At 63.4% G+C, this 13,320-nt stretch carries 13 protein-coding genes; 4 read left to right on the top strand and 9 right to left on the bottom strand.

Features of this window, described 5'->3' with window-relative positions; translation table 11 throughout:
• Window positions 1-74 precede the first annotated feature (74 nt).
• Together MB84_RS10630 and MB84_RS10625 are read left to right on the top strand one after the other, a co-directional pair.
• A complete protein-coding gene (locus MB84_RS10630; RefSeq protein ID WP_046291752.1) occupies window positions 75-1,028 on the top strand; it encodes a LysR family transcriptional regulator in 954 nt (317 codons plus the stop codon).
• 298 nt (window positions 1,029-1,326) lie between these two features.
• Entirely contained in the window at window positions 1,327-1,761 is a 435-nt protein-coding gene (locus tag MB84_RS10625; RefSeq protein ID WP_046293650.1) for a universal stress protein, read from the top strand.
• A gap of 259 nt (window positions 1,762-2,020) precedes the next feature.
• Here MB84_RS10625 and aceA read toward each other — a convergent pair whose 3' ends face one another.
• From aceA to MB84_RS10610, 3 genes are all read right to left on the bottom strand, one after another.
• On the bottom strand, window positions 2,021-3,343 hold the full coding sequence (gene aceA, locus MB84_RS10620) for an isocitrate lyase (protein WP_046291751.1): 1,323 nt from the start codon (window positions 3,341-3,343) through the stop codon (window positions 2,021-2,023).
• Between the two features lie 358 nt (window positions 3,344-3,701).
• A complete protein-coding gene (locus MB84_RS10615; protein ID WP_046293649.1) occupies window positions 3,702-4,613 on the bottom strand; it encodes a DMT family transporter in 912 nt (303 codons plus the stop codon).
• Window positions 4,614-4,783: 170 nt separating this feature from the next.
• On the bottom strand, window positions 4,784-5,227 hold the full coding sequence (locus MB84_RS10610) for a gamma-glutamylcyclotransferase family protein (protein WP_046291750.1): 444 nt from the start codon (window positions 5,225-5,227) through the stop codon (window positions 4,784-4,786).
• 140 nt (window positions 5,228-5,367) lie between these two features.
• On the opposite strand from MB84_RS10610, the gene MB84_RS10605 reads away from it, so the two are divergent.
• The gene (locus tag MB84_RS10605; protein WP_245725527.1) at window positions 5,368-6,261 is read left to right on the top strand and encodes an AraC family transcriptional regulator; all 894 of its coding nucleotides are present in this window, start codon (window positions 5,368-5,370) and stop codon (window positions 6,259-6,261) included.
• Here MB84_RS10605 and MB84_RS10600 read toward each other — a convergent pair.
• The 4 genes from MB84_RS10600 to clpB all read right to left on the bottom strand — a co-directional run bounded on the left by MB84_RS10600 (window position 6,224) and on the right by clpB (window position 11,609).
• Complete coding sequence (locus tag MB84_RS10600) at window positions 6,224-7,057, bottom strand: LytR/AlgR family response regulator transcription factor (protein ID WP_052653152.1); 834 nt, start codon at window positions 7,055-7,057, stop codon at window positions 6,224-6,226. The two genes, MB84_RS10605 and MB84_RS10600, sit on opposite strands and share 38 nt — an antisense overlap.
• A complete protein-coding gene (locus MB84_RS10595; RefSeq protein ID WP_052653150.1) occupies window positions 7,054-8,256 on the bottom strand; it encodes a sensor histidine kinase in 1,203 nt (400 codons plus the stop codon). The genes MB84_RS10600 and MB84_RS10595 overlap by 4 nt, the downstream gene beginning before the upstream one ends.
• Before the next feature lie 8 nt (window positions 8,257-8,264).
• A complete protein-coding gene (locus MB84_RS10590) occupies window positions 8,265-8,699 on the bottom strand; it encodes a DUF2306 domain-containing protein (RefSeq protein ID WP_052653148.1) in 435 nt (144 codons plus the stop codon).
• A gap of 282 nt (window positions 8,700-8,981) precedes the next feature.
• Entirely contained in the window at window positions 8,982-11,609 is a 2,628-nt protein-coding gene (gene clpB / locus MB84_RS10585) for an ATP-dependent chaperone ClpB (RefSeq protein WP_046291749.1), read from the bottom strand.
• Window positions 11,610-11,923: 314 nt separating this feature from the next.
• Here clpB and MB84_RS10580 point away from each other — a divergent pair, with 314 nt between their 5' ends.
• Window positions 11,924-12,451, top strand: a complete 528-nt coding sequence (locus MB84_RS10580; RefSeq protein ID WP_245725526.1) for a group III truncated hemoglobin — start codon at window positions 11,924-11,926, stop codon at window positions 12,449-12,451.
• Between the two features lie 85 nt (window positions 12,452-12,536).
• Here the strand turns inward: MB84_RS10580 and moaE are convergent, their stop codons facing one another.
• Together moaE and moaD are read right to left on the bottom strand one after the other, a co-directional pair.
• Window positions 12,537-13,001 carry a molybdopterin synthase catalytic subunit MoaE gene (gene moaE, locus MB84_RS10575; RefSeq protein ID WP_046291748.1) on the bottom strand — a complete coding sequence of 155 codons (465 nt, stop codon included), beginning with the start codon at window positions 12,999-13,001 and terminating at the stop codon, window positions 12,537-12,539.
• Between the two features lie 40 nt (window positions 13,002-13,041).
• Entirely contained in the window at window positions 13,042-13,302 is a 261-nt protein-coding gene (moaD, locus tag MB84_RS10570; RefSeq protein WP_039398793.1) for a molybdopterin converting factor subunit 1, read from the bottom strand.
• Between the last annotated feature and the right edge of the window lie 18 nt (window positions 13,303-13,320).

The following is a 13,320-nucleotide window of genomic DNA, read 5'->3' as shown; positions in this document are numbered from 1 at the left end:
ATTATTGATGCCGATCATCATAAAGATGCATAGAAATCACTTTATCTATGACTTTTTAGTACATAATCGCCGTCATGGATCGCTTCAAACAAATCGAAACGTTCGTTGCCGTCGCCGCCAGGGGCAGTCTGTCCGGGGCTGCGGCGCTCGAAGGCGTGGCCCCGGCCGTGATCGGGCGACGCATCGACGCGCTCGAATACCGGCTGGGCGTGAAGCTGCTCGTGCGCACGACCCGGCGCGTCACGCTGACCTTCGAAGGCTCTGCCTTTCTGGAGGACTGCCAGCGCATTCTCAACGAAATGCACAACGCCGAAGCGGCCGTGTCGGCCGGTGGCGTGAAAGCCAGCGGGCACTTGCGACTGTCGGCCCCCGCCGGCTTCGGGCGACGCCACGTCGCCCCGCTACTGCCAGTGTTCATCGCGTCGCATCCGGACGTCACCGTCACGCTCGATCTGTCGGATCGGCTCGTGGATCTGGTCAACGAGGGCTTCGACTGCGCGATCCGGCTCGGTGAGTTGCCCGACTCCAGCCTCGTCTCGCTGCGTCTCGGTGACAACCGGCGCGTGTGCGTGGCATCTCCCGACTATCTCGCCGCGCACGGTCGTCCCGAGTCGCTCGACGACCTCGCCCGTCACAATTGCCTCGCATTCGGCTCGACGGCCAACCAGCAGCGCGGCTGGACTTTTGCGCAGGACGGCAAGGTCGTCACCATCCGCGTGAATGGGACGATGGAATGCACTGACGGCGCGGTGCTGCACGATTGGTGTCTGGAGGGCTACGGACTGGCGTGGCGCTCGTGGTGGGAGGTGGGCGACGACATTCGCGCCGGGCGGCTGACGACCGTGCTCGACGCGTTCGCCGCGCCGCCCATCGGCATTCACGCCGTGTTTCCTCAGCGCCGTCACCTGCCGCTGCGCGTGCGTCTGTTCATCGACCATCTCAGACATCACTACGGCAGTTCGGCGTACTGGCAAGACGACGCGTCTCAAAATTTGCACGAAAACGTGCACCAAAGCGCGTCGCCATAAGCGTCGAAGCGCGTCGATTTGACGCACCGCGTGAGACACCCGGCCAGCAGGGCGCGGGCCGCATACCCACCCTCGACGAGGTGCGCGCGAGGAACGTTTGCTGCGGATAGCCCGTCTCAATATCGGGTTTGCCCCCGTTGTTGCATTGCGCCGAAGCCATAAAATCGAAGCGAAGGGTCCGCAGGCGATGCTCGACAGGCATCGGCGGCTGCAAGACAGCGGACTGGGTGCAAGACCGTATTACCTGCGCGAGCCTGTGAACGCGTGTTCGGCAACGCCAACTGCGGGAGGTCATATGTTGTTTACCCACATCCTCATTCCGACCGACGGCTCGGAGCTATCCCAAAAGGCTGTGACGGGGGGCCTCGAACTGGCCCGCGCCCTGAACGCCAGAGTCACCGGCTACTGCTGTCTCGCCGAGTATCCCTACTCCCCATTTAGCGAATACGTGCTCGAAGCACCGGCGACGTTCAGTGAACGCATTGCCGAAGAAGCCTGCGCGCATCTCGACGAGCTCGCACAGGCGGCCGCCGCAGCGGGCGTGCCCTTCGACCGCGACAGCTCGACCTTCCCCGCCCCATATCTGGGCATCATCGATGCCGCAGAGCGTCACGGGTGCGACGTCATTCTGATGGCCTCGCACGGACGGCGCGGCCTCACCAGCCTGCTGCTCGGCAGCGAGACGCAACGCGTGCTCGTGCACTCGAAAATTCCGGTCCTCGTCTACCGTTGAGTGCGTTGACGAAGCGCATGGCATCGATGCCATCGACATCGTCGACGCCATGAAAAAAGGCCCGTGAGCGGGATAAGCTCGCGAGCCTTTTCTCGTTCAGGCGTGCAGTGCAGTCAAGGCGACGACGGGAACGCCGCCCCAACTGCCCCGGCCGGATAAGCCGGACGCGCGGTCCTGACGCGATACTGTTCCGCCAGCGTACGACGTGCCCCCACGCGCATCGCCGCCGACGGACGCATCGCGCCCTCCCTCAGCCCTGTCAGGCTGCCTTGACCTGCGCCTTCTTTTCGTCGAAGAACTGTTCGTCCTCCGTCGAACCCTTCAGGGCCGTGGTCGATGCGTCGCGCTCGATCGTTTGCGTGACGGCATCGAAGTAGCCCGTACCCACCTCGCGCTGGTGCTTGACCGCCGTGAAGCCCTTGTCGGCGGCGGCGAATTCGGCTTCCTGCAACTCCACGAAGGCGCTCATCTGACGACGGGCGTAGCCGTGTGCCAGGTTGAACATCGAGTAGTTCAGGCTGTGGAAGCCAGCCAGCGTGATGAACTGGAACTTGTAGCCCATCGCACCGAGTTCTTTCTGGAACTTGGCGATGGTCGCATCGTCGAGGTTCTTCTTCCAGTTGAACGACGGCGAGCAGTTATACGAGAGCATCTTGCCCGGGAAGTGCTTGTGGATGCCTTCCGCGAATTGCTTGGCGAATTCGAGGTCCGGCTTGCCCGTTTCGCACCACACCAGATCGACGTACGGTGCATAGGCCAGACCGCGAGCGATGGCCTGATCCAGACCGTTGCGCGTGCGGTAGAAGCCTTCGACCGTGCGCTCGCCGGTGCAGAACGGCTGGTCGAGCGGGTCGACGTCGGCCGTGATCAGGTCGGCCGCTTCGGCATCGGTACGGGCGATGAGCACCGTCGGCACGCCGAGCACGTCGGCCGCGAGACGCGCCGCAACGAGCTTCGCCACCGCTTCGCGCGTCGGCACCAGCACCTTGCCGCCCATGTGGCCGCACTTCTTGACCGAAGCAAGCTGGTCTTCGAAGTGAACGCCGCCGGCACCGGCCTCGATCATCGCCTTCATCAGTTCGAAGGCGTTGAGCACGCCACCGAAGCCCGCTTCCGCGTCGGCCACGATCGGGGCGAAGTAATCGATATAGCCTTCATCGCCCGGGTTCTTGCCTTCCGACCATTGGATCTGGTCGGCGCGCGTGAAGGTGTTGTTGATGCGGCGCACGACCTGCGGCACCGAGTTGGCGGGGTACAGCGACTGGTCCGGGTACATTTCACCTGCGAGGTTGGCGTCGCCAGCGACTTGCCATCCCGACAGGTAGATGGCTTCGAGACCTGCCTTGACCTGCTGCATGGCCTGATTGCCCGTCAGTGCGCCGAGCGCGTTCACGAACGGCTTCTCGTTGATCATGCTCCACAGACGCTCGGCCCCACGGCGAGCCAGCGTTTGTTCCGGCTGGATCGAACCACGCAGGCGCACCACGTCTTCAGCCGAGTAGCCACGCTTGATGCCCTTCCAGCGCGGATTGTTCGCCCAGTCCTGTTCGAGTTGCTTCACTTGCTCTTGGCGCGTCGTCATGATGATCTCTCCTGGTTTCTCGATACAAATAAAAGGGGGTGACTCTTTGCTGCCTGTGATCGCCGGCCCCGCGGTTGACCGCGCTCGGCGTCTCCAAATCGGCAGGTCTTGTATAAGAGTTTAGGGATTTCTCATGCATCGCAACAGAACGAATCAGCGTTCCATACAATCTTTTTTATTTATATTAATCAATGACATAACAAAATAATTTCTTGATGTGAAACGTTGTTTTCCTTCCTGAAATCATTAGGTTGTGCCAAGCAGCGCAAATTTTTACGCACCGCAAAGACATTCCACACTATGAAAAAAGGCCGATGACACAGGTCATCGGCCTTCGAAAGGGGACTGCGGAAGGAACTTATGAGGCCGCGCGGCTTGTCGACGGCACGGTCTTCGGCGGCTTGCACACCAGCCAGACGGCCAGCGCGATAAAACATCCGCCAAAGAAGTGAGCCATCGTGACGGCCTCGTTCAGGAACAATGCACCCCATAGCACGCCGAACGGCGGGATCAGGAAAGTGACGGTCAGCGAGCGCAACGGTCCAAGATCGGCGATCAGACGGAAGAACAACATATAGGCGACGGCGCTGCACAGGAAGCCGAGCGCGGCCATGGCGGCCCATACACCCCCGGTCGCCGGTCCGGGGATACCGGACGTTGCCGAGACGTAGCCGAAGAACGGCAGCAACACGATGGCGGCGCCGAGTTGACTGCCGAACGCGACGAGCTTGGCGTCGAGGCCGCCCCGCTCCGTGATCCAGCGCTTGGTGAGATAACCGGCCAGGCCGTAGCACGACGTGGCGACGAGACACGCCAGCGCGCCCATCACAACAGGCCCGGACATCGTGACCGGGCCGGTGCGCGTGAGCACGGCCACGCCGATCAACCCCAGCAGCACGCCCAGACTCTTCGCGCCCGTCAGACGTTCACGGAAAAACAGCGTGCCGATGACAGCCCCCATCAGCGGCGTGGTGGCATTGAGAATTGCGGAGTATCCGGCAGGCAGCACGCGCGCGGCGAGGCAATACATGACGAACGGAATACCCGAGTTGATGACGCCGAGCACCATCGCGGCCCCGAGCAACCCTTTGAACTCCCAACGAACGCGCATGGCCAGCAGAATGACCGCGAGTCCGATGGCACCGAGCGTCACGCGAAAGAACGCGGTCGGTAACGGTCCGAGCGCAGGCACGATGATACGCATGAAAAGAAAGCTGGCTCCCCAGATGGCGGAGAGGGTCAACAAACGGGCGATGTCGGATGAACGCATGGTCGGACAGACGGCCGGAGCGGCCATCATGAGAGGATCGGAATGCGTGAATCCTCCCACATCGGGACGGGGAGTGCTGGTCATAATCGGACATGGCGACGTCTGCCCGACGAAGGTGCTGCGATGCGTCGGCACCCTCAAATGATGAATTGCCCTATGCGCCTCGCCAGCTACGCCGCGTCGGCGTCCCGTGCCTGGCGATAGGCGACCCAATCGCCGTCCGGAATGCGGGGTAACTGGCTGACGGCTGCCGCATCCACCGGGTAGACGACGCACGCGTACGTGGCACCGGCGCACGCTACATCAAGCATCTCGCGCACGAACAGGCCTGCCTCGCCCGGATAGACGGCTTCGATTTCGTCGAGCACCGGGATCAGCGCCGCGTCTATCCGGTAGACGTCACCGCTCACGCGCTCATCCACGCCTACGCCCAACACCATACCTGGATAGCGACCGAAGTCGTAAAGCTGCCCGCCCAGCGTTGCGGTGCCGACGTATGTCGGTGCCGCGATGCCGTGACGCTCAGCCGCGCGCATCATGTCGTTGATCTCGCCAGCGCGCAACGTGCCGTAGACGAAGACGTGCACGGCGTCGGGTCGCGCGTCGGCCGGCATGGATCGAGCAGACACCTCCTGGGCAGCGGGCGCAACAGGTGCGACGGTAGGCATGACAGGCATCCGGTTCGAAAGTGACAGGCAACGAGTTTACACTTACAAAATTCCAATTGTCGCCATCACACGTCATGCCGACCCTCATGTCCGCGCCAGCCGGTCCGATGGATGCCGGGCCGACGGGCCCCGGCCCCGTCCCCCTGCCCGCCTCTGAGGCCGAGTTCGACAACTACGTCGTACCGGACACCTTCACGCCGACACCGTCGCGCCCGGTGCGCCTGCGCGCCCGTCCGTTGCGCGATGGCATCCGCGTCCCGAATCATCGCCACGCGTGGGCACAGGTGGCTTACACGCCGCGTGGCGTCATTCAGATCGCCGTGGCCGACGCCGCATGGATCGTGCCGCCCTCACGCGCGATCTGGATTCCCCCCGACATCGAACACAGCCTGCTGGTCAACGAGCCGTCGTATCTGCGCACGCTGTACGTGCATCCCGACGTGATCCCGTCGGGTCTCGATCAATGCCGCGTAGTGGAAGTCTCCGCGCTGCTGCGGGAATTGATCGCCGCCATCGACGTGCCCGGCCCCGATCTCGATCCGCCTCGCGAGCAATTGCTCGGCGCACTGATTCTCGACGAACTGCGACGCGCCTCCCCGCTGCCTCTGGAAGTCCCGCTTCCCCGCGACAAGCGCCTGCTCACGTTATGTACGGCGATGCTCGCCGATCCGGCCCGCGCCTGGACGCTCGATCAATGGGCGCGCTTCGCCGGTGCCAGCCCGCGCACCATCGGACGTCTGTTCCGTCAGGAACTGAACATGAGCTTCGTGCAATGGCGTCAGCAAGCGCTGCTCGCACAGGCCATTCCGCTGGCGTCCAAAGGCTATCCGCTTTCGCGGATCGCGCGCGAACTCGGTTATCGGAGTCAGAGCGCGTTCTCCGCGATGTTCAAGCGCACCTTCGGACGTACGCCGACCGACTTCTTCGCCACCGCCCCCGACGCTACATTTGTCGGAACAGATGAGCGTACTGACGGCTGACCGCCACGCGGTCTTTGCGGCGTTTGAGTTTGAGTGTCAGACGTCCGAGCGGCGTATGCTGCGCGCTCACGACTTCCCCCACATTGACGACGGTACTGCGATGCACCTGCCAGAATCGCGACGGATCGAGCTGCGGCAATAGCTCGCGCAGACTCGTGCGGATGAGCAGGTCGCCTTCGACCGTCGCCACCACGACATACTTGTCCGCCGCTTCGAAAAAGCAAATCTCCTGGACAGGCACGATCCGGATCTCGTCGCGCACCGATGCCCGCACGAACTGGAGATACTCGCGGGGAGGCTGTCCGATCTGACTCACCTGCCCCGCAGGCGTGCTCCGGGACGACGCAGGCGGCAGTTCCTCGCCCGCCTCCAGACGTGTACGTAAGGTCGTCAGCAACTTCGAGAGTGTGTCGCCCGTCGGCGCGGCCAACCGCTCGCGCACGCGCGCGACCGTGCGCGCGAGACGCTCCTGGGCCACCGGCTTGAGCAGGTAATCGACGGCTACCGCGTCGAAAGCCTCCAGCGCGAACCGGTCGAACGCCGTCACGAACACGATCTGAGGCGGCTGGATCAACCGCGCGCACGCCTGCGCAACTTCGATGCCGGTCGCCCCCGGCATTGAGATGTCGAGAAACACCACGTCCGGTTGCGACTGGGCGATGGCGGCAATCGCCGATGTGCCGTCGGGTGCGACGGGCAGTATCTGCAAGTCGGGCCATGCCTGCGCGAGCATGGCGCGCAAGGCGTCGGCGAGCAACGGTTCGTCTTCGGCGATCAGGGCGACGGGGGATATCATGCACTCCACTCTCTGCGACTAGAAACCTCTGCCATTTGCGCCGCCCGCTTCGCTCCCTGCCCGGGCGACACCACAGGCAAGCGCAATGTTGCCACGACGCCTCGCGGTACGCCCTCGGTGAGCGTGAGTCGTGCGTCGTCGCCATAGAGCACGCGCAGGCGCTCCCGGATATTCGCAAGGCCGATGCCGAACGTCCGTTGCGTCGCATCGCCGCCAGCATTCGCGCCTGCGACGGGAAAGCCTGCACCGTCGTCCGTCACGCGCACCACGATGTGCTCCTCGCCGGAGGCCGTCCGTTCGCACCACGCGCTCACCGCCACGCTCGCGCCGCCCGACAGCGGTTCGACACCGTGCTTCACCGCATTCTCGACCAGCGGCTGCACGAGCATGGGGGGCACGCGCACAGCGCAGCATTCGTCAGGCAAATCGAACGTGTAGCGCAGACGCTCGCCGAAACGCACCTGCTGGATGGCCAGCAACGCTTCAAGCAACGCAAACTCGTCTGCAAGCGATGTAGTCTCAGAGCGTGCCGCCGCCAGCGACGCACGCAAGAAGCGATTCAGGTGGCCGAGCAGTACGCGCGCCCGGGCCGGGTCGCTCGCGATCAGCGAATCGAGATTCGCCAGCACGTTGAACAGGAAGTGCGGTTCCAACTGCGCCTGAAGCGTCTGCAGTTGCGCGTACACCAGTTGACGGTCGGCCGCAGCTTCGCGCAACGCCTGATGCGCCGTCTCCTCGCTCAACTGCGCGATGCGCGCCCGCGACCAGCCGTGATAGCTGCCAATCGCCGTCGCAATCAGCGCGATCAGCAGGACGATGGGCATCGAATGGCCATTGACCGGACGCCACATCGCGATCGGCAGACCGAGCAATATCGTCCCCGCCGCAATGCCGAGCGCCAGGCCTGCTGCGCAACCGAACGCGACGAGCAGCAGGAACCCCGCCATCGACGGTCGTGCATCGCGCCAGATCAGTCGGCGTCCGCCGTCGATAAACACGGTAATGGCAATGCCGATGCACTGCGCAAACACCAGATTCTGGACGAACGAGCCACCGAAGCCGATGAACCAGAGTGCCAGCGCGATGCCCGTGTTGAAAAGCAGCACACCCACGAGTTCGCGCGCAAATCGAAGCCACAGGCCACGCGTCTCGATGACGCGGCCCGCCTGCGCAGCCTGAGCGGATTGCGATGATTTCATTGTCGACGTCATTGTTGCGCGCCCCCGGCTTCGCTCCCACCCATGACCGCCACCGGCCGTGCGTCATGGTGCCACATCTGTGCGAACGCGCTGCTGAGCGTGCGCCCAGGTACCGCCACCGCCGCGACGCCCGCGATGACCAGCCCGGTGAATAGCCCCATCATCTGTCGGCGGTGCGCCATCACGTCGCCGCGCCGAATCGCCAGCACGGCAAGCGCCAGCCCGACCAGCACGTACACCGACAGCGCGTGCAGCCACGACAAGTTGCCGTGACCCAACTCCCGGATGCCAAAGCTCGTCGTTGCCGTCGCCGTCATCGCCGACACCCACAGACGTCCCGCCCACCGGTGCCGGGACGTGCCACGTCGCATGAGCAGAATGGCCGCGCCCAACAGGATGGCGGCCGTCGCTACAGCCACGTGTATCGCTACTATCGTCGTCATGTCGTCCTCACAGGGTTCGAATCATGGACTGACGATAAGCAAGCACGGCGCGTATCGCAGCCGGCTTGCGACGAACGGCTTGCCGTCGACGCCAACGGTAGCCTCACCGGCGCGAATGGTGCGCGCTTCGGCACGCGACCACACTCCCACCCACAAGACGACGCGGCGGCCGCGCATTTTCGCCGACGATTGTGACAGGACGACGCATCGCCTCACAGACGAAAAAAATCCCCGCGCCTCTTGCGAAACGCGGGGATGATGCGACAAGTCAGTCGATAAGGCTTACTCAGCGGCGGCCTCGGTCGCCTTGTTCACCTGCGCGGCAGTCTCGCCTTCGAAGGTGAAGCGGCCATTGCGCCAGTCGACCGGGATCGTATCCTTCGGGCCGAACTTGCCGGCGAGCACCAGCTTGGCGACCGGGTTCTCGACCTCCTGCTGGATCGCACGCTTGAGCGGTCGTGCCCCGAACACCGGGTCGAAGCCTTCGCGCGCCACATGGGTGAGCGCCGCCTTGGTGACTTCGAGATTCATGTCGAGCTTCGCCAGACGCTGACGCAGGATCTCGATCTGAATCGTGGCGATCGACTCGATATGCTTCTGGTCGAGTCCGTGGAACACCACGACTTCGTCGATCCGGTTCAGGAACTCAGGACGGAAGTGATCCTTGATCTCCGTCCAGACGGCGTCCTTGATCCGGTCCTGCGGCTCGCCCACCATCGACTGAATCATCGACGAACCGAGGTTCGACGTCATCACGATCACCGTGTTCTTGAAGTCCACGGTACGTCCCTGACCGTCGGTCATGCGGCCATCGTCCAGCACCTGCAGCAGCACGTTAAAGACATCGGGGTGCGCCTTCTCGACTTCGTCGAGCAGGATCACGCTGTACGGCTTACGACGCACGGCTTCGGTCAGATAACCGCCTTCTTCGTACCCGACGTAGCCCGGCGGCGCCCCGATCAGACGCGCCACGCTGTGCTTTTCCATGAACTCGCTCATGTCGATACGGATGAGGTGATCCTCCGAATCGAACAGGAACATCGCGAGCGCCTTGCACAGCTCGGTCTTGCCCACACCGGTCGGTCCGAGGAACAGGAACGAACCGTACGGACGGTTCGGATCCGCCAACCCCGCACGCGAACGACGGATGGCGTCCGCCACGGCCGTAATCGCCTCGTCCTGTCCGACGACGCGCTCGTGCAGCTTGTCTTCCATCTTGAGCAGCTTCTCGCGCTCGCCCTGCATCATCTTCGACACCGGAATGCCTGTGGCCCGCGAGACGACGTCCGCAATCTCCTCCGTGCCCACTTGCGTGCGCAACAGACGCGGCTGCGACTGCTGACCCGCCGCTTCGGCGGCATCGGCATCCTTCAGCTGCGCTTCGAGCTGCGGCAGCTTGCCGTATTGCAACTCGGCCACCTTGTCGAGCTTGCCTTCGCGTTGCAGCCTGGCGATCTCGGCGCGCACGCGGTCGATCTCTTCCTTGACCTGCGCACTGCCCTGCACCGCTGCCTTCTCGGCCGTCCACACTTCTTCGAGGTCGGCGTACTCACGCTCCAGGCGCGAAATTTCTTCCTCGATCAGCGCCAGACGCTTCTGCGACGCTTCGTCCGTTTCCTTCTTGATGGCTTCGCGCTCGATCTTCAACTGGATAAGACGACGGTCGAGCTTGTCCATCACTTCCGGCTTCGAGTCGATTTCCATCTTGATCTTCGACGCAGCTTCGTCGATCAGATCGATGGCCTTGTCCGGCAGGAAGCGATCGGTGATGTAGCGCTGGCTGAGTTCAGCCGCCGCGACGATGGCCGGGTCGGTAATCTCCACACCGTGGTGCAGTTCGTACTTCTCCTGCAAGCCGCGCAGAATCGCAATCGTCGCTTCGACGCTCGGCTCTTCGACCAGCACCTTCTGAAAGCGACGCTCCAGTGCGGCGTCCTTCTCGATGTACTTGCGATACTCGTCGAGTGTGGTGGCCCCGATGCAATGCAACTCGCCGCGCGCAAGCGCAGGCTTGAGCATGTTGCCCGCATCCATCGCACCTTCGGCCTTGCCCGCGCCGACCATCGTGTGAATTTCGTCGATGAACAGAATCGTGCGGCCTTCGTCCTTGGCAATGTCGTTGAGTACGCTCTTCAGACGCTCTTCGAACTCGCCGCGGAACTTCGCACCGGCCAGCAGCCCGGCCATGTCGAGCGCAAGCACGCGCTTGTTCTTGAGCGACTCCGGCACTTCGCCGTTGACGATACGTTGTGCGAGCCCTTCCACAATCGCCGTCTTGCCCACCCCCGGCTCACCGATGAGCACAGGGTTGTTCTTCGTACGGCGTTGCAGGATCTGGATCGTGCGACGAATTTCGTCGTCGCGACCGATCACCGGATCGAGCTTACCGGACGCGGCGCGCTCGGTGAGATCGAGCGTGTATTTTTTGAGGGCTTCGCGCTGGTTTTCGGCATCCTGACTATCGACGGACGCGCCACCGCGCACGCCTTCGATGGCGGCTTCCAGCGATTTACGGGTGAGGCCACGGCCGCGAGCGAGCTTGCCCGTGTCGCCCTTGTCGTCGGCGAGCGCGAGCAGGAACATCTCGCTGGCGATGTAGCTGTCGCCATGCTTCTGTGCTTCCTTGTCAGCCTGATTGAGCAGGCCCGCGAGTTCGCGGCTGACCTGCACGTTGCCGTCGGTGCCCTGCACCTCCGGCAGCTTCGCGATGGCCGTTTCGATGTCATGCGCCAGCGGCTGAACCTGCACGCCTGCGCGCTGCAACAACGAGCGCGCAGCGCCCTCGGGTTGTGCGATCAGCGCGGCGAGAAGGTGCAGCGGCTCGATGTATTGCTGGTCGCGACCGACTGCCATGCTTTGGGCATCAGCCAGCGCTTCCAGGAACTGCGTGGTGAATTTGTCTTGTCGCATCTAGTGCTCCGGTAAGAAATCTCTCTGGATCGGATGTGCGGACAAGCCCCTGCGGTTTCAAGGGGCATTACAGCGCGACATTTGACATTTCGCGCAACGCCGGATGAGACGGCGACTTCAGGCTTGCCGGGCGGGGAAGACGACGGAATCGCCACCCGGCGCCGGACGCGTGATGCGTTGGGACAATCGCAGGGCAGCAGGACAGGCCACGGTTTGAGGCTCATAATAACGACTTTCAGCACGCCGCACCATGCGTCGTCCGGCCCACCGAAATACACCGAACGACACCGTTGTCGGCCCCCGCACCCGCCGAAATGTCAGCCGAATCCCCCCTTCCCACGACGGCAAGATCCGCCAGCCATTCCGCCATCGATCCGTTGGAATGGCCAACGGCCCCGGTCGCCCGTATTGCCGAGATCGACGAGGACGCGGTGCGCCTGCTCGTCCATACGTTCTATGGACGCATTCGCGACGACGACATGCTCGGCCCGGTCTTCCGGCAGGCCCTCGAAGGCCGCTGGGACATGCATCTGGAAAAGATGGTCGCGTTCTGGTCGAGCATCGTGCTCGGGGCCAAACGGTATCGCGGCAATGTGACGCAGGCGCATCAGCCTTTCGGGCATCTGAGCGGCGAGCACTTCAGCCGCTGGCTCTCGCTCTTCTTCGATACGCTCGACAAGCTGTTCGAGCCGCAGGCGGCGTTCGCCTTCGCGGAGCCGGCCATCCGCATTGCGGAGAGCCTTCAACTGAACCTGTTCGGATGGGAATACACGTTGCCGCCCGCGCAGCGCACCTTGCTCGACAGCATCAAGCAAAGACGGCCGACCCGGCAGCACGAATGACACGATCGTCCAAAATTGGAGAATTTTGGCGACGTTGATTGAAATAGACGGAAAATCGGAGGATTTTCACCCTCCGAAGACAACCTCAGGGCTTCTCGCCGCTCGTCCAGCGCTCGCGGGCAGCCGTGTCGGTCTCGCGGGCGTCGACCCAGCGCTCGCCTTGCGGCGTCGATTCCTTCTTCCAGAACGGCGCTTCGGTCTTCAGATAGTCCATGATGAACTCGCACGCGGCAAAGGCGTCGCCCCGATGCGCCGAGGTGACCGCCACCAGCACGATCTGATCGCCCGGCCCCAGGTCGCCGTAGCGGTGGACCACCAGCGCGTCGAACAGGCGCCAGCGCTCACGCGCCTGCACGACAATCGCCTCCAGCGCCTTCTCCGTCATGCCCGGGTAGTGTTCGAGCGTCATGCGCGAGACGTCCTTCCCGTCGTTCAGATCGCGCACGGTTCCGACGAAGGTCGCCACCGCGCCAACGCGCAGATCGTCTGCACGCAAGCGCCGGACTTCCTCCGACAGGTCGAAATCCTCGGTCTGCACTCGAATCGGCATGAAATAACGTCTCCTTGGCTATGTGGTGCGCGCGTGTGGCTTAGCCGCCCGTCACCGGCGGGAAGAACGCGACTTCGCAGCCTTCCGTCAGGCGGGTGGACGCGGGCACCATCGTGTGATTCAGCGCCATGCGCAGCGAGCGCTGCGGGCCGAGCGTCTCGGCCCAGACCGGGCCGCGCGCGCACAGCCATTCCCGCACGTCTCCCACCGTGGCAATCCCGGCAGGTAGCGCGTCCACACGTTCCTCGGCGACGTTGAGCGCCTCGCGGACGCTGGCGAAAAAGCGAAGATCGATCTGCATAGTCTGTTCGATGCATGG

The sequence above is a fragment of the Pandoraea oxalativorans genome (assembly GCF_000972785.3).
GTDB classification, from domain to species: domain Bacteria; phylum Pseudomonadota; class Gammaproteobacteria; order Burkholderiales; family Burkholderiaceae; genus Pandoraea; species Pandoraea oxalativorans.
The sequence above is the reverse complement of the archived record's forward strand: the minus strand, read 5'-3'. Positions and strand labels throughout refer to the sequence as shown.

Bases quoted from the DNA above. Each gene is read 5' to 3' on its own strand.
- MB84_RS10630 (WP_046291752.1), top strand. From the start codon at position 75: ATGGATCGCTTCAAACAAATCGAAACGTTCGTTGCCGTCGCCGCCAGG.
- aceA (WP_046291751.1), bottom strand. From the start codon at position 3,343: ATGACGACGCGCCAAGAGCAAGTGAAGCAACTCGAACAGGACTGGGCG.
- MB84_RS10615 (WP_046293649.1), bottom strand. From the start codon at position 4,613: ATGCGTTCATCCGACATCGCCCGTTTGTTGACCCTCTCCGCCATCTGG.
- MB84_RS10610 (WP_046291750.1), bottom strand. From the start codon at position 5,227: ATGCCGGCCGACGCGCGACCCGACGCCGTGCACGTCTTCGTCTACGGC.
- MB84_RS10605 (WP_245725527.1), top strand. From the start codon at position 5,368: ATGTCCGCGCCAGCCGGTCCGATGGATGCCGGGCCGACGGGCCCCGGC.
- MB84_RS10600 (WP_052653152.1), bottom strand. From the start codon at position 7,057: ATGATATCCCCCGTCGCCCTGATCGCCGAAGACGAACCGTTGCTCGCC.
- MB84_RS10595 (WP_052653150.1), bottom strand. From the start codon at position 8,256: ATGAAATCATCGCAATCCGCTCAGGCTGCGCAGGCGGGCCGCGTCATC.
- MB84_RS10590 (WP_052653148.1), bottom strand. From the start codon at position 8,699: ATGACGACGATAGTAGCGATACACGTGGCTGTAGCGACGGCCGCCATC.
- clpB (WP_046291749.1), bottom strand. From the start codon at position 11,609: ATGCGACAAGACAAATTCACCACGCAGTTCCTGGAAGCGCTGGCTGAT.
- MB84_RS10580 (WP_245725526.1), top strand. From the start codon at position 11,924: ATGTCAGCCGAATCCCCCCTTCCCACGACGGCAAGATCCGCCAGCCAT.
- moaE (WP_046291748.1), bottom strand. From the start codon at position 13,001: ATGCCGATTCGAGTGCAGACCGAGGATTTCGACCTGTCGGAGGAAGTC.
- moaD (WP_039398793.1), bottom strand. From the start codon at position 13,302: ATGCAGATCGATCTTCGCTTTTTCGCCAGCGTCCGCGAGGCGCTCAAC.